The sequence below is a fragment of the Flavobacterium sp. LC2016-13 genome, from assembly GCF_009707955.1.
In the GTDB taxonomy this organism is placed as follows: Bacteria; Bacteroidota; Bacteroidia; order Flavobacteriales; family Flavobacteriaceae; genus Flavobacterium.
The window spans coordinates 187410-209464 of record NZ_WMDQ01000006.1; the positions used below are offsets into that span (position 1 = coordinate 187410).

Below are 22055 nucleotides of genomic sequence, written 5' to 3' on the forward strand. Positions count from 1 at the left end.
TAGGTTGCCAATAATTCGTGGCAAAAAATCTACACCCAATGAAAAAACTCATAATCGCCGCCGGAACTGGTTTTCTAGGAGAAGTTTTAGTCAACCATTTCAAAGATAAATTTGAAGAAATTGTAATTCTGACCCGAGGAAATTCAAAAACAATTGACGGAATTAAATATGTAAACTGGAATGCCAGAACTTTTTCCGGATGGGAAAATGAATTAGAAAATGCAACCGTTTTAATTAATCTCGCAGGAAAATCTGTTGATTGTCGTTATACAAAAGAAAACAAAAAAGAAATTTTATGGTCCCGAATCAAAAGCACTAAGATTTTAAATGAAGCCGTTTTGAATTGCCAAAATCCACCAAAACATTGGCTGAATTCATCAACTTCAACAATTTATAGATTTTCATTAAACAAACAAATGAATGAAATCGACGGCGAAATTGGAAATGATTTTTCTATAAATGTCGCTTTATCTTGGGAAAAAGCATTCTTTAAAACCGAAACCCCAAATACCTTAAAAACAGCTTTGCGAACTTCAATTGTTTTGGGCAAAAATGGGGGTGCTTTTATTCCGTTAAAAACTTTGGCAAAAATTGGTTTTGGAGGAAAACAAGGAAAAGGAAATCAATTTATAAGCTGGATTCATGAAGAAGATTTTGCAAATGCAGTTGATTTTATAATTCAAAAAGAAATTACCGGAATTATAAATGTGGTTTCTCCTGAACCAATTCGCAATGCTGATTTTATGCAAAAACTTCGAAAGGCAGTTGGTTTCCCTTTCGGAATTCCGATGAATACTTTTCTTCTAAAAATTGGATCTTTCTTTATTCGAACAGAACCTGAATTGGTTTTAAAAAGTAGAAATGTGATTCCGAAACGACTTTTAGAAAACGGGTTTCAATTTAAGTTTGGGGATATTGATGCCACTTTTAAAAATTTATTAAACAAATGAATTGGACTTTTACGGGTAGACATTGGACTTTCACACTATTATGCGGACCAATTATTTTTGCAGTAATAAATGGCTTTGACACCAATTGGAGTTCAAATAATTATTTTGATTTTTTTCAACTCTATCCGTTTATGATCTTCATCGGATTTCTCTTTTCCCTGCCAACTTATGTTTTTTACATTCTTCTTCTTACCCATTTTAAGCACAAAAAGATAAAAATGCTTAATGAAAAAATAGCTCTAATTATAATTGTAATGATTGGAGTTTTTATAACAACAGCACTTATAAATGGAACTGTATGGCTTGACCTTGCCATATCTTATTCAATCTCATCAATTATAACAGGATTATTTTTTACACAATATTTTAAAGATGAAACAGAATCATGACAACAATAAACTTAACAACTAAAATAAAAGCACCGAAACAAATCGTTTTTGATGCATCACGAAATATCGATATTCACCAACAATCTGCAAGTCCTACAAAAGAAAAAGCAATAGCCGGCGTAACATCAGGTTTGATCAATCTAAACGAAACGGTAACCTGGCGCGGAAAACATTTTGGTTTTTATCTCACACACAAAACCCGAATTCCCGTAATGAATCTCTACGATTATTTTGTAGATGAAATGGAAGAAGGAAAATTCAAATCTTTCAGACATGAACATATTTTTGAGGAACAAAATGGCGTAACTATCATGAAAGATGTATTGCAATATGAAACTCCGTTTGGAATATTCGGAGAACTTTTTGATATTTTATTTTTAGAAAAACATATGACTCAGTTTCTTTTGGAAAGAAATAAGGTTTTGAAAGAAGTCTCAGAAGCAGACTTTAAAAGATTTACTCTTCCTTAATATTAATAATTTTAGCCTGAGTATTTTGCTTTCTTTTTTATAAAACATCGGAAACATTAAAAAGACAGAAAAAACATTAATTGCAAGATGTGCTGTATAAATAAAGAAATTCATTGGAATCCAGATCGTGTAAATTAAAGTGGCAAAAACGGCCGTTACAACCAACATGAAATTCTGATAAACGCGTACACGTGATTCTTCTACAGAAAATATTCCAACAAGCAATCTATTAAAAAGATCTACAAAAATAACAGAAAAACCACAAACAAAAATGGACATAAAAAGGTAAGATCCTATAATTAGAGGCCAAATAAAACCCAGAAAAATCATCCATCCGAAAAAAAATAATGTAAACTGTAGCGCTGTAAATTTAAACCCAAGAAAAGTAATTTCTTTATCCATGTTATTTTTATTTATTTTTCAAATATAACATTTAAAAGTAAAAGTATTACAAAAAAACAATCATTAGCCACCAAAATATCGGAACGCTTTCTACACAAAAAGAAGTATAATATTTAGATCGGTTTGTGTTGGCAAACAAAATAAACAACATTAAAGTCACAACCATTATCAGGTTGATAATAAGATCATGAAGTGTAAAAGATAAAATTCCTAAAACCCAAAACGGAACTAAAAGTGAAAATCCTAAAATCTTAGTACGCTTTACACCTATCGTTTGTGGAACAGTTTGCAAATGCGGATCGTCATTGGCCAAGTCCAAAATTTCAAAAACCAAAATCAACACAAATACCAAAACAAAACGCTGAATACATTTTATGAAAAAGTTACCTGTAAACGGGATTTCGGCATTTATATAAGGTAAAACTAACGTTGCTCCTACCCAACAAAGTGCTACAATGTAGATTTTTACTCCTGCCCAGTTTCGGGCATTTTTTCTGTTTGGGAAAAACGGTAAAGTATAAAGCGCCGTTATCGCAAAAATTACAACTGATACAATCTGCGTAATTCTTTTGAGATGGAAAAAATAATAACCAACTAAAATTACCGAAATGAAACTCAAAACAGCAATAATTTTTAATTGAATGCCAACTGGTTTTCTTTTCACCCGAACCAAAGCATCATATTTTACAAAATTATATCCTACAATTGTTCCGAAAAAAACAAACAAAGCCATTGACTCATCATACTGAATATGAAAGAAATGAAAAGTAATCCGAACCAAAGCATAACACGATAAAGCCACGTGAATACTGCTGTTTAAATAAAAATCTAATATTTGTTTTAGAAGTTTCATGCCTCAAATCTAATCAATTGGTAACAAATCAACTCTTTAGTTATAAATTTCATAAAAATTGAAGTTAAAAATACCCATTAAATTATTAATAATACTTAATTTTGCGCCACAAAAAAACAACACATTTACTATAAAATGTAATAAACCCTGTGTAGACTTGATTAATTGAAGATTACACTTTGCTAATTACATTACTTTAAAAAATAGATAGCTACAAATGAGAACAGATGCTTTTGCTTTAAGACACATTGGCCCAAGAGAAACAGATCTTCAACACATGTTACAAACAATTGGTGTTGAATCTATTGAACAACTTGTTTATGAAACCCTTCCAGACGATATTCGTTTAAAAGCGCCTTTGAATTTAGATCCTGCAATGACAGAGTACGAATTCGCAAATCATATTCAGGAATTAGGAAAGAAAAATAAAGTATTCAAATCGTATATTGGTTTGGGTTATCATCCAACTATCGTTCCGGCTCCAATTCAAAGAAATATCTTCGAAAACCCGGGATGGTATACAGCTTACACGCCTTACCAGGCAGAAATTGCACAAGGTCGTCTTGAAGCTATTTTAAATTTTCAGACTACAGTTATCGAATTAACGGGAATGGAAATTGCAAATGCTTCTTTACTTGATGAAGGAACTGCTGCTGCCGAAGCAATGGCTTTATTATTTGATGTTCGTACAAGAGATCAAAAGAAAAACAATACACACAAATTCTTCGTTTCTGAAGAAATCTTACCACAAACTTTATCTGTACTTCAAACACGTTCGACTCCTATTGGAATTGAATTAGTTGTTGGAAATCACGAAACATTTGATTTTTCAAATGAGTTTTTTGGAGCTATTTTACAATACCCAGGAAAATACGGTCAGGTAAATGATTACAGCGCTTTTGTCGCTAAAGCAAAAGAAAACGAAATCAAAGTTGCCTTTGCTGCTGATATTTTATCACTTGCTGCTTTAACTTCTCCGGGAGAAATGGGAGCTGCAGTAGTGGTTGGGACTTCACAACGTTTTGGTGTACCAATGGGTTACGGTGGACCTCACGCTGCATTTTTTGCAACTAAAGACGAATACAAAAGATCTATGCCAGGTCGTATTATCGGAGTTTCTATTGATGTAAATGGAAACCGTGCTTTACGTATGGCTTTAGGAACTCGTGAGCAACACATTAAACGTGAAAAAGCAACTTCAAATATTTGTACCGCTCAGGTTTTATTAGCGGTTATGGCCGGAATGTATGCGGTTTACCACGGACCAAAAGGGTTACAATATATTGCAAACAAAGTTCACGCATCGGCGGTTACTACTGCTGAAGCTTTAAATAAACTAGGAGTTTTTCAAACTAACACAGCTTTCTTTGATACTATTTTGGTAAAAGCAGATGCACAAAAAGTAAAAGCTGTAGCGGAGAAAAACGAAGTAAACTTCTTTTATCCTGATGCTGACTCTGTTTCGATTTCATTAAACGAAACCACTTCAATTAACGACATCAACCAAATTATTGCCATTTTTGCTGAAGCTTTAGGAAAAGAAACTGTTACGGTTTCTGAATTAACTGATGCTAGTCAATTACCTGCTTCATTAGAAAGAACTTCATCTTTCTTAACACATGATGTTTTCAACAATCATCATTCAGAAAGTCAGATCATGCGTTACATCAAAAAATTAGAACGTAAAGATTTATCGTTGAATCATTCGATGATTTCATTAGGTTCTTGTACGATGAAATTAAACGCTGCTTCTGAAATGTTGCCTTTATCAATGCCAAACTGGAACAGCATTCACCCATTTGCACCAGTAGAACAAGCTGAAGGTTACATCACGATGCTTAAAAAATTAGAGCAACAATTAAATGTAATTACCGGATTTGCCGGAACAACATTACAACCAAACTCTGGAGCTCAGGGAGAATATGCTGGTTTAATGGCGATTCGTGCTTACCATTTGTCAAGAAACGAAAGTCACCGTAATGTATGTTTGATTCCTTCATCAGCTCACGGAACAAATCCTGCTTCTGCAGCGATGGCCGGAATGAAAATCATTGTTACTAAAACTACTCCGGAAGGAAATATTGACGTAGAAGATTTAAGAGAAAAAGCAATTGAACACAAAGATGATTTGTCTTGTTTGATGGTAACGTATCCTTCTACTCACGGAGTTTTCGAATCTTCAATTATTGAAATCACAAAATTAATCCACGATAATGGTGGATTAGTATATATGGACGGTGCAAACATGAACGCGCAAGTTGGATTAACAAATCCTGCTACAATTGGTGCTGACGTTTGTCACTTAAACTTACACAAAACATTCGCTATTCCTCACGGTGGTGGCGGACCTGGAGTTGGACCAATCTGTGTGAACGAAAAATTAGTTCCGTTTTTACCAACAAACCCAATCCTTAAAGTAGGTGGTGAACAAGCTATTACAGCAATTTCATCCGCACCTTACGGATCTGCTTTGGTATGTTTAATTTCTTATGGTTACATCACAATGATGGGTGCTGAAGGATTAAAAAGTGCTACAGAACATGCTATTTTGAATGCTAACTATATGAAATCTCGTTTCGAAGGTCACTATCCAATTCTTTATACAGGAGAATGTGGAAGAGCAGCTCACGAAATGATTTTAGATTGTCGTTCATTTAAAGAAAACGGAATTGAAGTTGGTGATATCGCAAAACGTTTGATGGATTACGGTTTCCACGCTCCAACGGTTTCTTTCCCTGTAGCAGGAACTTTAATGATTGAACCAACTGAATCTGAAGATTTAGCAGAATTAGATCGTTTCTGTGATGCTCTTATCTCAATCAGAAAAGAGATCGAAACTGCAACTGCCGATGATAAAAACAATGTATTGAAAAATGCACCTCATACATTAGCAATGTTAACTACAGATTCTTGGGATTTCCCTTATACTAGAGAAAAAGCGGCTTATCCATTAGAATACATTGCTGACAATAAATTCTGGCCATCAGTTCGTCGTGTAGATGATGCTTATGGTGACAGAAATTTAGTTTGCAGCTGTGCTCCTATTGAAGCTTACATGGAAAACTAAGAAATTTTAGTTTAAACATATTAATATCCAAACCCGACAAGTTTTTAAAACCTGTCGGGTTTTCTATTTTAATTGTTTTTTGTTTCAGGTTTCAAGTTTCGGGTTAAGTTAAAACTGAAACTTGAAACTTGAAACTTTTTAAAATTTTATTAATCTCTCCATAAAAAAAAGATAATCTTAACTTAACCTCAAACGTTTGAAATCTCGGTAAAATTCAAAATTCATTAAAAAATAAACAATATATCCTTCAAAAAATTATTATTTCATAATTATATGCATGCATAGTATTTTTTATGATAGTTATCATATTTTTATTTATAATTTAGCCCTAAATTTATTGGATAATCGAGGAATAATGAAAATAAAAATAATAGGTATAGGAAGTTACATTCCTAATAAAGAAGTTAAGAACACTGACTTCGACAAACATGTTTTTTTGAATGAAGACGGAACTCCTTTTGGCTATCCGAATGAAGTTGTTATTAAGAAATTCAAGGGTATCACCGGAATTGAAAATCGTCGTTATGCTGAAACTCAACACACAGCTTCTGATTTAGCCTTTTTTGCTGCTGAAAAAGCAATCGCAAATGCCGGAATTGACAGCGAAACTTTAGACTATATTATTTTTGCCCACAACTTTGGAGATGTAAAATCAGGAACAAATCAAACTGATATTTTACCAAGTCTGGCAACACGTGTTAAAAATAAATTGAATATCAAAAATCCTAAATGTGTCGCTTATGACATTCTTTTTGGATGCCCGGGATGGATTGAAGGCGTTTTGCAAGCCAACGCATTTATCAAATCCGGAATGGCAAAAAGAGTTTTAGTTATTGGAGCTGAAACTTTATCAAGAGTTGTAGACGATCACGATCGCGATTCTATGATTTATTCTGATGGCGCGGGAGCATCAATCTTAGAAGCTTCAGAAGATGAAGCAGGTTTATTATCCTATGAAAGTGCTACTTATGCAACAGACGAAGCTAATTATCTTTACTTCGGAAAATCATATAATCCAGATTTAGATCCGGATATTAAATACATTAAAATGTACGGTCGTAAAATTTACGAGTTTGCATTAAGTCAGGTTCCTTTAGCAATGAAAAATTGTTTGGACAAAAGCGGAATTGGAATTGATGAAGTTAAAAAAATCCTGATTCACCAGGCCAATGAAAAAATGGACGAAGCAATTGTTGAGCGTTTTTATAAATTATACGATAAAAGTGCCCCTAAAGACATTATGCCAATGAGTATTCATGATTTAGGAAACAGCAGTGTTGCAACAGTTCCAACTTTATACGATTTAATTCTACAAGGAAAAATCGAAAACCACGAAATTAACAAAGGCGATGTTATCATTTTTGCTTCAGTTGGGGCAGGAATGAATGTTAATGCATTTGTATACCGATATTAGTTTTCAGTCGCAGTCACAGTTTTCAGCTGATGAACACTGTGACTGTAAACTGAGACTAAATACTTAAAACTTAAAAAAGTCCGCATTTTAGAATGCGGACTTTTTAGTATATTTGCGACCTAATTAAAATCAAGAACGATAGCTTGTTTCGTTCCTCGCAATGACTATGTACGAAAAAACGTTTCCAAATAAAAGATTCAAACTTACTTTAGAGTTTTTACAAAAGCACGTTAGCAAATCAGAAACTATCTTTGATTTTGGTGTGCCAAATCCATTCTCAAAAATAATGGAAGAAAATGGGTATACCGTAAAAAACACAAAAGGTGAAGATTTAGACAACGATCAAACGGCGCTACAAACAGAACAATATACCGTTTTCACAGCATTTGAAATTTTCGAACACTTATTAAATCCGTACACCATTTTAGAAAACGTAAAATGTGATAAATTGTTAATTTCAATTCCGTTACGTTTATGGTTTTCACCAGCATATCGTTCTAAAACAGATATGTGGGACAGACATTATCATGAATTTGAAGACTGGCAATTAGACTGGCTTTTAGAAAAAACAGGCTGGAAAATAATCGACCGTCAAAAATTTACACATCCGGTAAAAAAGTTTGGTTTTAGACCACTTTTAAGATATTTCACACCGCGATATTATATTGTTGTGGCTGAAAAAATCAAGATCTAAGATTTTCGATTAACGATTTTTGATTTTTGATTTTTAGATGACTTTCACACAATCTAAAATCTGAAATCTGAAATCTAAAATTTTTTAAATGAAGTATTACATCGTCATTCCTGCTCACAATGAACAAGATTTAATTGGTTTAACTTTAGAATCTTTAGTTTCTCAAACTGTTTTACCTTCAAAAGTTGTTGTTGTAAATGATAATTCTACAGATAAAACAGAAGAAATTGTACTGGGTTTTGCAAAGGAAAATCCGTTTATTTCTGTTATAAACAAAACTTCAGATGCGATTCATATGCCGGGAAGCAAAGTAATTCAGGCTTTTCAAAAAGGCTTTGAAACGCTCGATTCTGATTATGATATTATTGTAAAAATAGATGGAGATTTAATTTTTCCTCCAAATTATTTCGAAACTATAATCAAACATTTCGAATCTGATTCAAGAATTGGAATGGCCGGAGGATTTTGCTACATCGAAAAAAATGGCGATTGGGTTTTAGAAAACCTAACCGATAAAGATCACATACGCGGCGCTTTAAAAGCGTATCGAAAAGCAACTTTTCAGCAAATTGGAGGCCTAAAACCTGCAATGGGTTGGGACACCGTAGATGAATTACTTTGTAAATATTACGATTGGAAAATCGTTACCGATGAATCTTTACATGTAAAACATCTAAAACCAACAGGTGCCAATTACAACAAAACGGCACGTTATAAACAAGGTGAAGCCTTTTTTACTTTAGGATACGGTTTCTGGATTACAGCAATTGCATCGGCTAAATTGTCGATGATGAAGAAAAAACCTTTTCTCTTTTTTGATTATATCAGAGGGTTTTTGAAAGCTAAAAAAGCTAAAACTCCTTTATTAGTTACCCCCGAACAAGCTAAATTTATTAGAAATTACCGTTTACAAAAAATGAAACAAAAGTTAATTTGATTAGTAAAACAACCGAATTACCTGAACTCATTGCCCAAAACTCGTAACTTCTTTTTACCTTAGCCAATATTTGTAAAACTTATGATGCTAATTCGTTACTTATCTCAGATAGGAAGATATTTTTTAATGCTAAAAGAAATTTTTAATAAACAGACAAAATGGTCTGTTATGAGAAATTTAATTTTTAAAGAAATTGATGACCTAATAATCGATTCACTTGGTATCGTTTGTTTTATCTCTTTCTTCGTAGGAGGAGTTGTTGCCATTCAGACCGCTTTAAACTTAACAAATCCATTAATTCCAAAATATTTAATTGGTTTCGCTACACGTCAATCCGTGATTTTAGAATTTGCCCCAACATTTATTTCGGTGATTATGGCCGGAAAAATGGGATCATTTATCACTTCAAGTATTGGTACAATGCGTGTTACAGAGCAAATCGACGCTTTAGAAGTTATGGGTGTAAACTCATTAAACTACTTAGTGTTTCCTAAAATAATCGCTTTACTATTATATCCTTTTGTTATTGGTATCAGTATGTTTCTAGGAATTTTTGGAGGATGGCTTGCAGGTGTTTATGGAGGATTTACAACAAGTGCCGCTTTTATTGACGGAGCTCAAATGGAATTTATTCCGTTTCATATTGTTTATGCCTTCATCAAAACTTTAATTTTTGCAATGTTATTGGCAACAATCCCATCTTTTCATGGTTATTATATGAAAGGTGGAGCTCTTGAAGTTGGTAAAGCCAGTACTGTTTCATTTGTTTGGACATCGGTTTGTATCATTCTTTTTAATTATATACTAACACAATTGTTACTAGGATCATGATAGAAGTAAAAAATTTAGAAAAATCATTTGGAGATAGTAGAGTTCTGAAAGGGGTTTCGACAGTTTTTGAAACTGGAAAAACCAACCTGATCATTGGACAAAGTGGATCCGGAAAAACAGTTTTATTAAAAAGTTTACTAGGGATTCATACGCCTGATGCAGGAACGATTGAGTTTGACGGACGTGTTTATGCTGATTTAGACCCAGATGAAAAAAGAGAATTAAGAACTGAAATTGGAATGGTTTTTCAAGGAAGTGCTTTATTTGATTCAATGACTGTAGCCGAAAACGTAGCTTTTCCTTTAAGAATGTTTACGAATGACAACAAAGCTAAAATTAAAGAGCGTGTTGATTTCGTTTTAGAAAGAGTTAATTTAGTTGATGCTCACAAAAAATTACCTTCAGAGATTTCGGGAGGTATGCAAAAACGTGTGGCGATTGCCCGCGCGATTGTAAATAATCCAAAGTATTTGTTTTGCGATGAGCCCAATTCAGGTTTAGACCCGAACACTTCGACTTTGATTGACAATCTGATTCAGGAAATTACTAAAGAATATAATATTACAACTGTGATTAATACGCACGATATGAACTCGGTAATGGAAATTGGCGAGAATATCGTATTCTTAAAAAAAGGATTAAAAGCGTGGCAGGGAACTAAAGAAGAAATCTTTAGAACAGACAACAAAGATATTGTCAAATTTGTGTACTCTTCAAACTTGTTTAAAAAAGTAAGAGAAGCTTATTTGAGAGAAGGTTAAACTTCTTTAAATTTCAAAATAAAAAACTCCAAATTCCAATTTTATAAGATTGAAATTTGGAGTTTTTTATTGGTATTTTATTATTTACATTTATTTATATTCCTTAGAAAATCCAAGTCCAATTGACAATCCAAATCCTATATAACTGTTTTTAGAAATGTTACCAAAAATCTTTGCGCCAATACTCGGTATTAAAGCATTGTAAATTAATTTAGATCGTTTTTTCTTGTAAAACCATTTATAACTAGCCTCAAAAGGAACGCCGTAAAAGGTTTCATATTTTTGATTAAAGCCATAAGTTTCTGCTTCCTCATCAATAAACCTTCTCTTTGAATCCAGATTATTACAACTTATTCCGGCAGAAACACTAAAAGAACGTCTTTCAGACATCCATCTTCTACCATATAATAAAGCGTATTCAGAATTATCTTCGGATTTATAATAGGTTGGAAACGGAAAAAAAGGATTAATTTCATTTGAGATATATCCAGTTGCATTAGCATATCTTAAACTAAAAAGACTCTTTTTATATTGATAATTTAGTTCGACGCCACCGGAAAAACCAACATGGTCCATAGCTGAAAAACCTCCAAAAAGCTCTGCATAAATAATGGGATTGGTTTTTTCTTTTGATTCAACATCATTTGTTTGTTGCCCGTAGATTGAAGTGGAAAGCGTTAAAACAAAAATAATCTTAAGTAGTTTTTTTATCATAATCAATTTAATAGCAGTTTATAAAGGTTTAATATTTTTTAAATATAAGATAAATTCTACATCATAAATTGATAAAACTAAGTCTTTACAAAAAACTAATATATAGAAGAGAAAAATTCCAATAAAAAAATCCAAATTTCAACCGAATGAATGTTGGAATTTGGATTTTTTTATTGGAATTTAATTAATGATTCCCGGGTAAAAGCTCGACTTCAGCATTTGGATTAAAAAGATAAGTTCTGCCTGAGCTAATTTCTATACATTCAAAACGTTTAGTTCTTACGGCTAATTTTTTGAATATTTTTCCATTTTTGATCCTGAAAACACTTCCGTACGGAATCTCAAAAATGTAATTTTTATCGTTTTCTTTGTCGTATTGCTTCAAAGCCAAAGACAAAGTCGTATCAGTATCACTACTTGCCGTGGGATTCTTAAAATGCCTCGCTAATAACGGCAATAACTGTCCCGGAAATATTTCCGGACGAATAAAAGGAACCATTAAACGCTGAAATGAAAATTTCCATTCATCTCCGTGCGGTTTTATATTTCTGCCAAATTTTTCGAACGCAACCAAATGTGCGATTTCATGAATAAGCGTAATTAAAAAACGATATTTATTTAAACTCGAATTTACTGTAATTTCATGTTTTCCGGTATGCCCTCTTCTATAATCGCCATGACGCGTCTGACGCTCATTAACAATTTTAAGATGCACCTGATTTGCAACAATCAAATCAAAAGCAGGCTTTACAGCATGTTCCGGTAAATATTTAGCTAAAGTTTCGTTCAAAGGAGTGCTATTTAATTAATTCAAAAAATAAAAACCATTTATAAATTTAAATATTTAAGGTAATTACTATTTACATCTTTTTTAATTTCTCCATTTGCATCAAAAAAAACATTTCTATTCGCTTGTCTTTTTGTAACATCTGTTTCCATATACTTTAATTTATTTTCCTGATAATCTAAAGCACGTGCTTTTTGAATATATTCTAAACTGCTTTTATAATTATGTAAAAGTTCAAAACTCGAAGCAATATTTACATAGCAAGCCCACATAGCTGCTTTCTGGCCTTTATCATTTGCATCTAATTGTTTGGCGTATGTATCCATTTTTAAAATAAAATCACATAAATTTTTTTTCTTGTCTTGAAAATTATTGTAATTAATTAAATCTCCCTCATCGTGAAAAGCTTTTGAATTATCTGTAATTACCAAATTATTATTCTTGACAAATTCAGCATTGCTATTTAAAAGTTCCTCATCTATTTTAGGCGTAGATTTGCCCTTACACCAACTTTCAATAACATCTACATCTTGATTTAATTTGACAAAGAACGGATTTTTATCTTCTTTAGAAATTCTGGAAAAATAATAACTATCCATATAAAATGGAACACCAATCCAAGACATCAGTCGAATCCTCATATTTTTCTGAATATGATTTATAAGGTCGTTATAAATTAAATTTTTATCAAGATTTGCAGCTAGATAATTTACCGCTTCTGGCTTTGTTTTAAAATTAGCCTGATAACCTTCAGAACTTCCAGAACCAAGTTTTTGTTCTTTAACTTTAAAAGTTTTTTCCATGATTACATTGTCGTTCACACTATTTCTTAATTTATAAACAACATCATACTTATAATATGTTTCATAAGAATATGGTGTATCACTATTGCTCACAGTTATTAACCCTTCATAAGCAACGTTATTAATATAAATATCAATTATAAGATTGTCTTCTGCTTTTAACTGTTGGCTTCTGTAATTTAAATCAACAATCGATGAAATTTGAGTTCCTTTATAATTCACCTCTGTTACTGTTCCGGCAAGAGGCCTGATTAAATATTCTTCTTTAAAAAATTCATTATAAGAAAGTCGATCACGTGTCCCTTTTTTTTCTCCATCAACTAATATTGCTATTGGACTGTCCGAAAGATTCATTTTAACGCCATAAGTTTTATAACCTGCAGGAATATAACTTTCTGGAAAAACAAAATTATAAAAGCTTAAAGTTTCTGATTTATAAGATTGAGCAGAAAGCTTTTGATTTAAAAAGACAGTAAAAAGTGCAACTACAAGAATTAAAATTCTTTTTTTCATAAATTTTGGTTGATTAATTTGGGGATTAGTTATAAGAATAATTTAAGGATTAGTAGATGAAACTTCGAGAACTTTTCCATTAAAATATTTATTTCCGTTAAGAGTAAAATCGTAAATATAAGTTGCCATTCCTTCAGCAGAAATTGGCGCCTGATATCCGGGGAAAGCTTCATTTAACATTTCTGTTTGAACTGATCCTAATGCTAAAACATTAAACGAGATTCCTTTTTCTTTATATTCTTCTGCCAATAATTCACTTAATGTTATCACAGCACCTTTACTGGAACTATACGCTGCTAAACCCGCGAATTTAAGACTTCCGCGAACACCGCCAATCGAACTAATGGTTACAACATGGCTTCCTTTTTGAAGATACGGCAAACAAATTCTGGTAAGGTTTGCCACAGCAAAAACATTCACTTTATAAATACTTTCAAAATCAGTTTGTGTTGTTTCTGCAAAAGGCTTTAATAATAAAGCGCCGGCATTATGCACTACGGCATCTACTTTTTTCCAGGTCGATGATAAAAAATCATCTACAACCTGCAAAGCACTTTCATCTGCCAAATCAACAGAAAGGCAAGTTACATTTTGATGTTCTATAAGGGTTTGTGGAGTTTTTCTTGAAATGGCCAAAACCTGATGACCTGCATTAGCAAATTGCAAAGCCAATTCGTAACCAATTCCTCTGCTTGTACCTGTAATAATAATATTTTTCATGAAGCAAAAATAAGCAAATCCAATAAAACGAACTGTTATTATTTCATTGTAATTTCTTCTGTTGGCGAAGTTGAGATTTGAGTTATTGCTGGTAAAAATTCCTGTATAAAAGAAGTCATGTGCGGAATATCCATCACTTTAAATTCATCTGAAACATGGTGGTAGAATTCAAAATTTTCAAAATCAAAAGTACTTATCGACTGGCAGGGTTTTTTGAAGGCTTCATAAAAAGAATAATTATCTGATCTGTAGAATAATTTATATTCGGCTTCTTTCGGCAAAAAACCAATCGTGTTTTTACCTGTATATTGATTTATTTTTTCGGCCATATTCGATTTATCAAAACCTGTAATGTAGGCTAAATAATCGCGTTTCATTGGTACGCCAATCATTTCGATATTTAATTGTGCGTATAAATTAAAATCTTGTTTTTTAAGTTTCTGAACCAAACTTTTAGAACCTAGCAAACCTTTTTCTTCTCCGGCAAAAAACACCACAAGAATACTGCGTTTATTCGATTTTGTTTGAGTAAAATATTTTGCCATTTGAGCCACAGCCGTTACTCCAGAAGCATCGTCGTTCGCCCCATTATTGATAAGATCACCTTGTTTATCTTTCAATAAACCAATATGATCGTAATGTGCGCTTAAAACCACAAACTCTTTTTTAAGTTCAGGATCTGTACCTTCAATAACGCCAACAATATTAAATGCGGGGGCTTTAAAATTGGTTAGTGTATCGCGATAGGTTTTAAAATAAGGTTTTACATTATTCTTTTTTAGAAAATCTTCTAAAAATACCGCTGCTTTTTCGATACCTCTTGTTCCGGTTTCGCGTCCTTCTAATTCATCCGAAGAAAGGTATTTTAAGAAATCTGAAACTTCTGATTCTTCAACTTTATAGACAATTTCAACAGGTTTTGAATCTGATTTTGACGCTTTATCAGTTGTTGCAGACGGATTTGATTTACATCCTAATAAAACAAATGGAAGTACAAGAAAGTAGATTTTTTTCATGAATGAAGCTTTTATGAACTTCAGAATTCAAATTTCTAAAGTTGATGGTTAAAATATTTTTTATAGACTTTAAACACCTGAACGCTTCCTAAAACAATGAAAAATAACGGAACAAAAACAGGCATTATATACTTTGAAAATTGGTTTGTTTTCTCAAAAACATTCTCTAAAATTACAATCAAACTAAACATTCCTAAAAAAACACCTATCAAAGTTCCTGCAATATAATAATATTTTAACTCTTTTTCTATTGTAATACACTTTGCTTTAAGTAAATATAAATTCCAACTCGTCCAAAAAGGAACTTGCAAAAAATTTAAACAGTTTAAAATTACGCCAATTACAAAAGGCGAATACATTAAATATTTATGCAAATGATTATCTGATTTTATTGTTTGATTAAAACTGACATAAAAAACAATCGCGAGCACAAACATGAATACGACTGAAAACAAATCGATTATCTTCATTAATTTTTTATTTTTTGTAAGTTGTTTGGCAAAAAGCAACGTAAAATAAATCACGAAAGTTTCTACAAAAACAACTCCAAACAAAAAGAAAACCAAATTATGAAGTCCTGATTTTGCATAAATTTCTAATCCCACTAAGTTTAAATATCCCAGCGGAATTGACCCCAGAAAACTTACCAGAAACCCGACCGAGATATTTTTTAAACTTTTCATTTCTAAAAATTTATGATTTTATTGTTTTGCGCCACATGCAATCTGTATTCGCGCATGCCCACTTTGTAATCTAAATAGGGAACTCCCATTTTATGATTTTCAACACTTATTTCATACATATAAGTAATATGTCGCGCCAATTCTTTCCACGCGAACCAAACGGAATGTTTAGGATCGTAAATATGTGTAGGTTCGCTCGCGGCACCGTTAAGCTCAACAATTTGAAAATTTTCTCCTTGTTCTAATTCTTCAAAAGTATTGTACATGATATCGAAACGTCCAAAATAGAATTCAGGAATTTGAGTCGCAATTTCATTAATCATTTTAGTTAGTTTTGGTGTAATCAAATGACTGCCGTCTAAAAATTTTGCGCCTCGGGCGTGATTTCCAAACGGAACCAAATTCAACGTTTCTCCTTTTCCCAGAATTCGGTGCAATTGATCTCCGTATTCTTCTTTCAAAACATCAAACTGCAGCTCAAATCTTGGCGTTTGTTTGATTAAATTTTCAATAGTTGATTTTCCGTCTCCTATAACAATCAAAAATTCTTTCGAAACAATTCCGGTAATTTTTCCGTTTTTTTGAAGCGGACGGCGTACATAAAAAATGCCTACTTCTTTTTTAAACGGAATAAGATCCTGCAGCAAAAAGTCAAAATTTGCTTTTTTAGCATAATCTGTGAGATCAGAAACGGTTTTAATTTTTTTCACTCCGGAACCACGCAAACCAATATCCGGTTTTGCGATTAATGGAAAATAAATTTGCTTTTCGACCAATAGATTTACGATGTCTTTTAAATCAGAATTCTCCCGAATTAAAATCGTTTTTGGATAATGCTTTTTAGGAAGCAAATCATAAATCTGTTTTTTGCTTTCCATGATAAATCCGCCATTTTTAATTTTTGGATTTGAGGCATTAAAGAAAAAAACTGATCTTGCCTTGATGGCATAATATGCCCAAAGAAAATAGATAGGAAGATACAAAACCTGAAATGGCCAATACTCCCAATTGGTTACTTTGTGAAAAAATAGTTTCATTTGTACATGTTTTAAATTCGAATAAAAGAGGTTGAAAAATCTTCTGTTTTTACTAAATCATAATATTTCATTACGCCCTTATTTTGTTCTGTTACAACCTGCGTTACACTCAGCGTTTTCATCATATTCTCTCGATTTATGATTAAGCCGTTTTGAGCATCATCGCTATGTGTATTTCTATGAAAATCCAGCATATCTAAAGCTGATATTTCATTTTTATCTTTCAAAAAATCAAAAAACCAATCTGATCTTTCTTTTCTAATTTCTTTAGGATATAAAGTAACTGACGACCAAATATGGTTTTGAGATTCATCTAATCTTGTTGTTCGTTTTTCAAAACCATCCCAAATCAATTCATACAATTCTCTTTCCTGATACAAAACCAAAGTAAAAGGCTCAATATTATCCAGATCAATTTGTTGCCAAAAATCCTTTGATGAATCCTGCGCGATAATATCCAAAACAATTAATCCGCGGCTTTTTCTATAAGGCAATATTGGATTGTGTTTTCTGATTCCGCCATTTAATAAAACCAAAACAGTTCCATTTTCATCCATTGCAAACCAGGTTCCTCCGGCTTTTGAATCTTTTGGATACATGATGTTTTTGCCGTTGTGAGCATAATTTCTTGGCACAACAGCACCGGGACGAATTACTTTTTCGTCCCGGTTTGAAGTAATAATGGCAACTCCTTTATTATTTACAAAACTTACTGTACACATTGTTTTCTATATTCGATAGTCGAGCGCGCTACGCCAAAATTTTCATTTATTAAGATATTCTCAAATTGCAGCACAGCCACTTTTATTAAAGCCTGATGATGCACGCAATGTTCCAGATTATAAAGCAATTCTCTATAATAATTACTCTGAATTCTCATCGTAAGCCCGTCAATAAACTGCTCCAGAAACATTATTTTATTTTCGCTTTGCAATCCCGCTTTAATTTCGATAATACATTGTTTTGCAAATTCGGTTTCAGTTTGAATTCTGGTATTTCTTTCACGATTATCATAATTTAAAATTCCCGAATCATATCCATTTTGAAGACATTGAAACATTTCAAGAATGTGCCTTGTGTGTTCACCAATAGTTGCGTTGCTTAAAGCTTCGCATGATTTTGAATAATCTTTATCAGATAATTGATCCAACAGACCAATTAATTCATCTAAACTGTGACGTATTGATTTTAGTAACATGGTTTTTAATTTAGAAGATTAGACAATTTGTTTTTATTGAAATAAAGCAATCCCAGGCAACATAATAATGTAACAACTGCCAAAGTAAACAGCGTTCCACCATCATTTTTAACAACTATTCCTAACACAAATAAGTGCGATAAAATAGCGCCAATCATAATTCCGGATCCGCCAAGAGCGCCAATCCAGGTTGTTCTTGGTATCAGGATCAAAATCGCTGCAATCAATTCGGCAATTCCTGAACCAATTCTTCCGTAAGGTTCAATTCCCAAAGTCGAGAAAATATAAATACTTTCTTCGGCCCCGCTGAACTTAAAATACAAGGTTTGCAATAAAATTACCGAAGCCACAATTCTAAGAATCCAAACTATAATTTCCTTTTTCATGGCTCTTATTATTTATAGATTTTTTTCCAATTGTTATCGGCCTGAGTTTTCAAATTACTCTCGTCTTTGTTCCAGCTTTTCAGCGTATTATTAAAATAGGCATTGTAAAACAGAAACAGTTTACCATCAACAATTTTAAAAGTCTCCGGATTTATTTCAACTTTTTCATTGGCACTTCCCATCGCATAAGCGCACCAGCCGCCATATTGAGGTTCGTATTTTGACGGGTTTTTCAAAAAGGCATTTTTATTTTCATTTGATGAAAAATTATAAATCACTCCCTGATAGGAAACCGAAATTTCTTTTTTCCCTTTAATTGCTTTTCCCTGATTAAAATATCCCACGGGATCATAACCCTGAATGGCAATTTTATTTTCTAAATTATATTGGCTAACTCGTTTGGCATCATTTTGAGCAAATGAAATTCCTGAAACCAAAATCAATAAAAGTAATACTAGCTTTTTCATCTTATTTTATTTTAAGTTTTTTAATACTGAAACAAGTAATTCTGTCGTAATGCGCTGTTTAAAATCTGGAGAAACATATTCAAAAAGTATATCGCTCTCCGTATTCACTACAAAAACTGACGGAACTGGTAAAAAACTCTTATTGACTTCATTAGAATGTACGTTAATTACCGATTTGTAGTTTTCCGGAGCTTCATAAGCAATTCCAACCGCTTTAATTAATGATCCTTTTGAGTCAGAAAGTAAGGTGTATTTTACTTTATCCTTTTCTTCTGTAATTTTCAAGTTTTCAGGAGAATCCGGACTTACGGCAATAATTTGGTAGCCCAAATCCAGAATTTGTTTTTCGGCTTCGGCCATTGCCTGCAAATGCATATTGCAATACGGACACCAACCGCCGCGATAAAAAATCAGGATTGTTTTTTTCTTTTTAAGAAGATCTGAAATATCTACATCTGCGTTTTCAGATGTTTTTAAAGTAAAGTTTGGGATCTTTTCTCCTATTAATAAAGGAGCGATATCTGTCGCAGATTTAGCAATCATGTTCTGCGCATTAGCAACCGAAGTGAGGGTTACTAAAAACATAAAAAGTATTTTTTTCATAGTGTATTGTTTTACATCTTTTTTGATGATGTAAAATTATTGTACTATGAAAAAGCAAAATGTCGGCTAATTTACACTTAGCCCAAAATAATTATAATTTGGTAATATCGGGAATGATAATTTCTTTTCTGTTGTAGCTTAAAAGCTGATTTGTTTCCATTTCATTCAGCAATTGTGTAGCGGTCTGTCTTGAAGTACAGATAATTTGGGCAATATCATTTTGGGTTAAATAGTTTTCGATTGCTATTGAATTTCCTTCTCTAATGCCTTCTTGTTCAGCCCAGTCTTTTAGAAACTGATACAATCTCGTTTTAGCGTCTTTAGAAATTAAATTAGCATAACTATTTTTAATCCGTTTCATTTTCAAACCCACAAATTTGGTATACGAAATGGCCAATGTTGGATTTCGCAATAATAAATCTTCAAAATCAGACATTAAAAAACTGCAAATAGCAACATCGTCAGAAAGTACTTTTGCGTATTCTTCGACTTTATTATCTGTTTCTAAAGTCAATTCACCAAATAAATCTCCTTTTTGAATAATGTCTTTTATGGTTTCATTGCCGTCTTCATCAATAGCAACAATTTTTATATTTCCTTTTTTAAGTAAAAAGATACGAGGCACATCTGAAGAAGAAAAATAAATAATTTCTCCTTTTGATGCTTTTTTAAAACCTGTAATAATGCACAATTGCTTGATTTGCGAAAAACTAAGTGTTCTAAACAATTTATGATCCCGCAAGTACCAATATTTTAAATCTTCGTACATAAAAATTAAATCTGTTGGTGTAAATGTAATTAAATTAACAATAAATCTAATTATAAGTTTTAGGAACGCGGATGACACAGATTCGCTTCGCGAAAACGCGGATTGACACAGATTTTTATTTTCCTAACATAAAAAAATCCGTTTTTATCAGTGTTTTCGCGAAGCGAATCTGTGTCATCCGTGTGCCAATCTAAAGCCCAGAAAAAACAAAACCCTTTTAAAGCCTAAACTTCAAAAGGGTTTTTATGAATTATTTTATAGAAGATTATCCTGCAATAACAGATCTTGAAATTACGATTTTCTGAATTTCAGAAGTTCCTTCATAAATCTGGGTAATTTTTGCATCACGCATAAAACGTTCTACGTGATATTCTTTCACATAACCGTTTCCTCCGTGAATCTGAACCGCTTCAACAGCAGTATCCATTGCAACTTGCGAAGCAAATAATTTTGCCATTGCTCCACTTACATCATAATTTTTATGCTGGTCTTTATCCCACGCTGCTTTCATACATAAATGACGCGCCGCTTCGATATTCACTGCCATATCTGCCAATTTAAAAGCAATTGCCTGATGATTGCAAATTTCTGTTCCGAAAGCTTTACGCTCTTTAGAATATTTCAAAGCCAATTCATAAGCTCCCGAAGCAATTCCCAAAGCCTGAGAAGCAATTCCGATACGTCCGCCCGCAAGGGTTTTCATCGCGAATTTAAATCCAAAACCATCTTCACCAATTCTGTTTTCTTTTGGAACTTTTACATCACTAAACATTAATGAATGTGTATCAGAACCACGAATTCCCATTTTTTGCTCTTTCGGGCCAATAGAAAAACCTGGCATATCTTTGGTCATAATCAAAGCATTGATTCCTTTGTGTTTTTTCTCAGGATGCGTTTGTGCAATTACCAAATAAACCGAAGCCGTGTTACCATTCGTAATCCAGTTTTTTGTTCCGTTTACAATATAATGATCTCCCATATCTACGGCAGTCGTTTTTTGAGAAGTCGCATCACTTCCTGCTTCCGGCTCGCTTAAGCAAAAAGCACCGTGAATTTCTCCTGAAGCCAGACCCGGAAGATATTTTTGTTTTTGTTCTTCAGTTCCAAATTCCTGTAAACCCCAACATACTAAAGAGTTATTTACAGACATTACTACAGAAGCCGAAGCATCTACTTTAGAAATTTCTTCCATCGCAATTACGTATGAAATCGCATCAAGGCCACTTCCTCCGTATTTAGGATCAACCATCATTCCCATGAAACCCAGTTGTCCCATTTTTTTAACCTGCTCAGTCGGAAAAATTTGTTTTTCATCACGTTCAATAACACCCGGCAATAATTCGTTTTGAGCAAAATCCCTTGCTGCTTGTTGAATCATTAAATGCTCTTCGGTAAGGTTGAAATCCATAGTTTTTTTATTTTTTGTTTTTCTAAACCAAATCTCAAAACATTTAGTTCAGGTAATTGTTATTTTTTATGTTTTTTGAATGCTCTTTTTATTCATTTATTTAAGGTTTTCAAAGATAATTTTTAAATGCGAATTAACAATGCGTGCATATAATTTTAAGATATTATCAAGAATCACGATAAC

At 32.6% G+C, this 22055-nt stretch carries 24 protein-coding genes; 9 read left to right on the forward strand and 15 right to left on the reverse strand.

The features are described from left to right. The first annotated feature begins 38 nt into the window (after positions 1 to 38). The 3 genes from GKZ86_RS14220 to GKZ86_RS14230 are packed head-to-tail and all read left to right on the forward strand — an operon-like array spanning position 39 to position 1809. Positions 39 to 950, forward strand: a complete 912-nt coding sequence (locus GKZ86_RS14220; RefSeq protein ID WP_154783745.1) for a TIGR01777 family oxidoreductase — start codon at positions 39 to 41, stop codon at positions 948 to 950. Continuing rightward, positions 947 to 1339 carry a hypothetical protein gene (locus GKZ86_RS14225; protein ID WP_154783746.1) on the forward strand — a complete coding sequence of 131 codons (393 nt, stop codon included), beginning with the start codon at positions 947 to 949 and terminating at the stop codon, positions 1337 to 1339. Before GKZ86_RS14220 ends, GKZ86_RS14225 begins: the two co-directional genes overlap by 4 nt. Beyond that, positions 1336 to 1809, forward strand: coding sequence for an SRPBCC family protein (locus GKZ86_RS14230; RefSeq protein ID WP_154783747.1), 474 nt, complete (start codon positions 1336 to 1338; stop codon positions 1807 to 1809). Before GKZ86_RS14225 ends, GKZ86_RS14230 begins: the two co-directional genes overlap by 4 nt. Before the next feature lie 448 nt (positions 1810 to 2257). On the opposite strand, the gene GKZ86_RS14235 is transcribed toward GKZ86_RS14230, so the two are convergent. Continuing rightward, positions 2258 to 3064, reverse strand: a complete 807-nt coding sequence (locus GKZ86_RS14235) for a hypothetical protein (RefSeq protein ID WP_154783748.1) — start codon at positions 3062 to 3064, stop codon at positions 2258 to 2260. A gap of 217 nt (positions 3065 to 3281) precedes the next feature. Here GKZ86_RS14235 and gcvP point away from each other — a divergent pair, with 217 nt between their 5' ends. From gcvP to GKZ86_RS14265, 6 genes are all read left to right on the forward strand, one after another. Further along, positions 3282 to 6131, forward strand: coding sequence for an aminomethyl-transferring glycine dehydrogenase (gene gcvP, locus GKZ86_RS14240; protein WP_154783749.1), 2850 nt, complete (start codon positions 3282 to 3284; stop codon positions 6129 to 6131). Between the two features lie 355 nt (positions 6132 to 6486). Continuing rightward, entirely contained in the window at positions 6487 to 7545 is a 1059-nt protein-coding gene (locus GKZ86_RS14245; protein WP_154783750.1) for a 3-oxoacyl-ACP synthase III family protein, read from the forward strand. A gap of 166 nt (positions 7546 to 7711) precedes the next feature. Next, the gene (locus GKZ86_RS14250; RefSeq protein WP_154783751.1) at positions 7712 to 8239 is read left to right on the forward strand and encodes a methyltransferase; all 528 of its coding nucleotides are present in this window, start codon (positions 7712 to 7714) and stop codon (positions 8237 to 8239) included. A gap of 88 nt (positions 8240 to 8327) precedes the next feature. Beyond that, positions 8328 to 9176 (forward strand): glycosyltransferase family 2 protein, encoded by an 849-nt coding sequence (locus GKZ86_RS14255; RefSeq protein ID WP_154783752.1) that lies wholly within the window; start codon positions 8328 to 8330, stop codon positions 9174 to 9176. 81 nt (positions 9177 to 9257) lie between these two features. Further along, the gene (locus GKZ86_RS14260) at positions 9258 to 10007 is read left to right on the forward strand and encodes an ABC transporter permease (protein ID WP_042565824.1); all 750 of its coding nucleotides are present in this window, start codon (positions 9258 to 9260) and stop codon (positions 10005 to 10007) included. Further along, positions 10004 to 10768 carry an ABC transporter ATP-binding protein gene (locus tag GKZ86_RS14265; RefSeq protein WP_154783753.1) on the forward strand — a complete coding sequence of 255 codons (765 nt, stop codon included), beginning with the start codon at positions 10004 to 10006 and terminating at the stop codon, positions 10766 to 10768. Before GKZ86_RS14260 ends, GKZ86_RS14265 begins: the two co-directional genes overlap by 4 nt. A gap of 90 nt (positions 10769 to 10858) precedes the next feature. On the opposite strand, the gene GKZ86_RS14270 is transcribed toward GKZ86_RS14265, so the two are convergent. From GKZ86_RS14270 to GKZ86_RS14335, 14 genes are all read right to left on the reverse strand, one after another. Continuing rightward, the gene (locus tag GKZ86_RS14270) at positions 10859 to 11482 is read right to left on the reverse strand and encodes a hypothetical protein (protein WP_154783754.1); all 624 of its coding nucleotides are present in this window, start codon (positions 11480 to 11482) and stop codon (positions 10859 to 10861) included. 184 nt (positions 11483 to 11666) lie between these two features. After that, positions 11667 to 12272 carry a SprT-like domain-containing protein gene (locus tag GKZ86_RS14275; RefSeq protein ID WP_154783755.1) on the reverse strand — a complete coding sequence of 202 codons (606 nt, stop codon included), beginning with the start codon at positions 12270 to 12272 and terminating at the stop codon, positions 11667 to 11669. A 38-nt stretch (positions 12273 to 12310) separates the two neighbouring features. After that, on the reverse strand, positions 12311 to 13585 hold the full coding sequence (locus GKZ86_RS14280; RefSeq protein ID WP_154783756.1) for a hypothetical protein: 1275 nt from the start codon (positions 13583 to 13585) through the stop codon (positions 12311 to 12313). A gap of 42 nt (positions 13586 to 13627) precedes the next feature. Further along, positions 13628 to 14305 (reverse strand): SDR family oxidoreductase, encoded by a 678-nt coding sequence (locus GKZ86_RS14285; RefSeq protein WP_154783757.1) that lies wholly within the window; start codon positions 14303 to 14305, stop codon positions 13628 to 13630. Between the two features lie 38 nt (positions 14306 to 14343). Next, the gene (locus GKZ86_RS14290) at positions 14344 to 15321 is read right to left on the reverse strand and encodes a M20/M25/M40 family metallo-hydrolase (protein WP_154783758.1); all 978 of its coding nucleotides are present in this window, start codon (positions 15319 to 15321) and stop codon (positions 14344 to 14346) included. A 35-nt stretch (positions 15322 to 15356) separates the two neighbouring features. After that, positions 15357 to 16004 (reverse strand): hypothetical protein, encoded by a 648-nt coding sequence (locus GKZ86_RS14295; protein ID WP_154783759.1) that lies wholly within the window; start codon positions 16002 to 16004, stop codon positions 15357 to 15359. Between the two features lie 2 nt (positions 16005 to 16006). Then, the gene (locus GKZ86_RS14300; RefSeq protein WP_154783760.1) at positions 16007 to 17041 is read right to left on the reverse strand and encodes a D-alanine--D-alanine ligase; all 1035 of its coding nucleotides are present in this window, start codon (positions 17039 to 17041) and stop codon (positions 16007 to 16009) included. 11 nt (positions 17042 to 17052) lie between these two features. Continuing rightward, positions 17053 to 17763, reverse strand: coding sequence for an NRDE family protein (locus GKZ86_RS14305; protein ID WP_154783761.1), 711 nt, complete (start codon positions 17761 to 17763; stop codon positions 17053 to 17055). After that, positions 17751 to 18239, reverse strand: coding sequence for a DinB family protein (locus GKZ86_RS14310; protein ID WP_154783762.1), 489 nt, complete (start codon positions 18237 to 18239; stop codon positions 17751 to 17753). The genes GKZ86_RS14305 and GKZ86_RS14310 overlap by 13 nt, the downstream gene beginning before the upstream one ends. 5 nt (positions 18240 to 18244) lie before the next feature. Then, positions 18245 to 18625 carry a DoxX family protein gene (locus GKZ86_RS14315; RefSeq protein WP_154783763.1) on the reverse strand — a complete coding sequence of 127 codons (381 nt, stop codon included), beginning with the start codon at positions 18623 to 18625 and terminating at the stop codon, positions 18245 to 18247. A gap of 8 nt (positions 18626 to 18633) precedes the next feature. Further along, positions 18634 to 19092, reverse strand: a complete 459-nt coding sequence (locus tag GKZ86_RS14320) for a YHS domain-containing (seleno)protein (RefSeq protein ID WP_154783764.1) — start codon at positions 19090 to 19092, stop codon at positions 18634 to 18636. 6 nt (positions 19093 to 19098) lie between these two features. Continuing rightward, positions 19099 to 19695: a peroxiredoxin-like family protein gene (locus GKZ86_RS14325; RefSeq protein WP_154783765.1), complete on the reverse strand. Its 597-nt coding sequence runs from the start codon at positions 19693 to 19695 to the stop codon at positions 19099 to 19101. 91 nt (positions 19696 to 19786) lie between these two features. After that, entirely contained in the window at positions 19787 to 20464 is a 678-nt protein-coding gene (locus GKZ86_RS14330) for a Crp/Fnr family transcriptional regulator (protein ID WP_154783766.1), read from the reverse strand. Positions 20465 to 20729: 265 nt separating this feature from the next. Then, positions 20730 to 21872, reverse strand: coding sequence for an acyl-CoA dehydrogenase (locus GKZ86_RS14335; RefSeq protein WP_154783767.1), 1143 nt, complete (start codon positions 21870 to 21872; stop codon positions 20730 to 20732). Positions 21873 to 22055 lie beyond the last annotated feature (183 nt).

What these genes read in the sequence shown, in the direction of transcription:
- GKZ86_RS14330 (WP_154783766.1), bottom strand. Translation starts at nt 20,464, where the DNA reads ATGTACGAAGATTTAAAATATTGGTACTTGCGGGATCATAAATTGTTT.
- GKZ86_RS14295 (WP_154783759.1), bottom strand. Translation starts at nt 16,004, where the DNA reads ATGAAAAGTTTAAAAAATATCTCGGTCGGGTTTCTGGTAAGTTTTCTG.
- GKZ86_RS14315 (WP_154783763.1), bottom strand. Translation starts at nt 18,625, where the DNA reads ATGAAAAAGGAAATTATAGTTTGGATTCTTAGAATTGTGGCTTCGGTA.
- GKZ86_RS14290 (WP_154783758.1), bottom strand. Translation starts at nt 15,321, where the DNA reads ATGAAAAAAATCTACTTTCTTGTACTTCCATTTGTTTTATTAGGATGT.
- GKZ86_RS14230 (WP_154783747.1), top strand. Translation starts at nt 1,336, where the DNA reads ATGACAACAATAAACTTAACAACTAAAATAAAAGCACCGAAACAAATC.
- GKZ86_RS14250 (WP_154783751.1), top strand. Translation starts at nt 7,712, where the DNA reads ATGTACGAAAAAACGTTTCCAAATAAAAGATTCAAACTTACTTTAGAG.
- GKZ86_RS14305 (WP_154783761.1), bottom strand. Translation starts at nt 17,763, where the DNA reads ATGTGTACAGTAAGTTTTGTAAATAATAAAGGAGTTGCCATTATTACT.
- GKZ86_RS14260 (WP_042565824.1), top strand. Translation starts at nt 9,258, where the DNA reads ATGATGCTAATTCGTTACTTATCTCAGATAGGAAGATATTTTTTAATG.
- GKZ86_RS14325 (WP_154783765.1), bottom strand. Translation starts at nt 19,695, where the DNA reads ATGAAAAAAATACTTTTTATGTTTTTAGTAACCCTCACTTCGGTTGCT.
- GKZ86_RS14280 (WP_154783756.1), bottom strand. Translation starts at nt 13,585, where the DNA reads ATGAAAAAAAGAATTTTAATTCTTGTAGTTGCACTTTTTACTGTCTTT.
- GKZ86_RS14285 (WP_154783757.1), bottom strand. Translation starts at nt 14,305, where the DNA reads ATGAAAAATATTATTATTACAGGTACAAGCAGAGGAATTGGTTACGAA.
- GKZ86_RS14320 (WP_154783764.1), bottom strand. Translation starts at nt 19,092, where the DNA reads ATGAAAAAGCTAGTATTACTTTTATTGATTTTGGTTTCAGGAATTTCA.
- GKZ86_RS14300 (WP_154783760.1), bottom strand. Translation starts at nt 17,041, where the DNA reads ATGAAACTATTTTTTCACAAAGTAACCAATTGGGAGTATTGGCCATTT.
- GKZ86_RS14235 (WP_154783748.1), bottom strand. Translation starts at nt 3,064, where the DNA reads ATGAAACTTCTAAAACAAATATTAGATTTTTATTTAAACAGCAGTATT.
- GKZ86_RS14310 (WP_154783762.1), bottom strand. Translation starts at nt 18,239, where the DNA reads ATGTTACTAAAATCAATACGTCACAGTTTAGATGAATTAATTGGTCTG.
- GKZ86_RS14225 (WP_154783746.1), top strand. Translation starts at nt 947, where the DNA reads ATGAATTGGACTTTTACGGGTAGACATTGGACTTTCACACTATTATGC.
- GKZ86_RS14255 (WP_154783752.1), top strand. Translation starts at nt 8,328, where the DNA reads ATGAAGTATTACATCGTCATTCCTGCTCACAATGAACAAGATTTAATT.
- GKZ86_RS14270 (WP_154783754.1), bottom strand. Translation starts at nt 11,482, where the DNA reads ATGATAAAAAAACTACTTAAGATTATTTTTGTTTTAACGCTTTCCACT.
- gcvP (WP_154783749.1), top strand. Translation starts at nt 3,282, where the DNA reads ATGAGAACAGATGCTTTTGCTTTAAGACACATTGGCCCAAGAGAAACA.
- GKZ86_RS14245 (WP_154783750.1), top strand. Translation starts at nt 6,487, where the DNA reads ATGAAAATAAAAATAATAGGTATAGGAAGTTACATTCCTAATAAAGAA.
- GKZ86_RS14335 (WP_154783767.1), bottom strand. Translation starts at nt 21,872, where the DNA reads ATGGATTTCAACCTTACCGAAGAGCATTTAATGATTCAACAAGCAGCA.
- GKZ86_RS14265 (WP_154783753.1), top strand. Translation starts at nt 10,004, where the DNA reads ATGATAGAAGTAAAAAATTTAGAAAAATCATTTGGAGATAGTAGAGTT.
- GKZ86_RS14220 (WP_154783745.1), top strand. Translation starts at nt 39, where the DNA reads ATGAAAAAACTCATAATCGCCGCCGGAACTGGTTTTCTAGGAGAAGTT.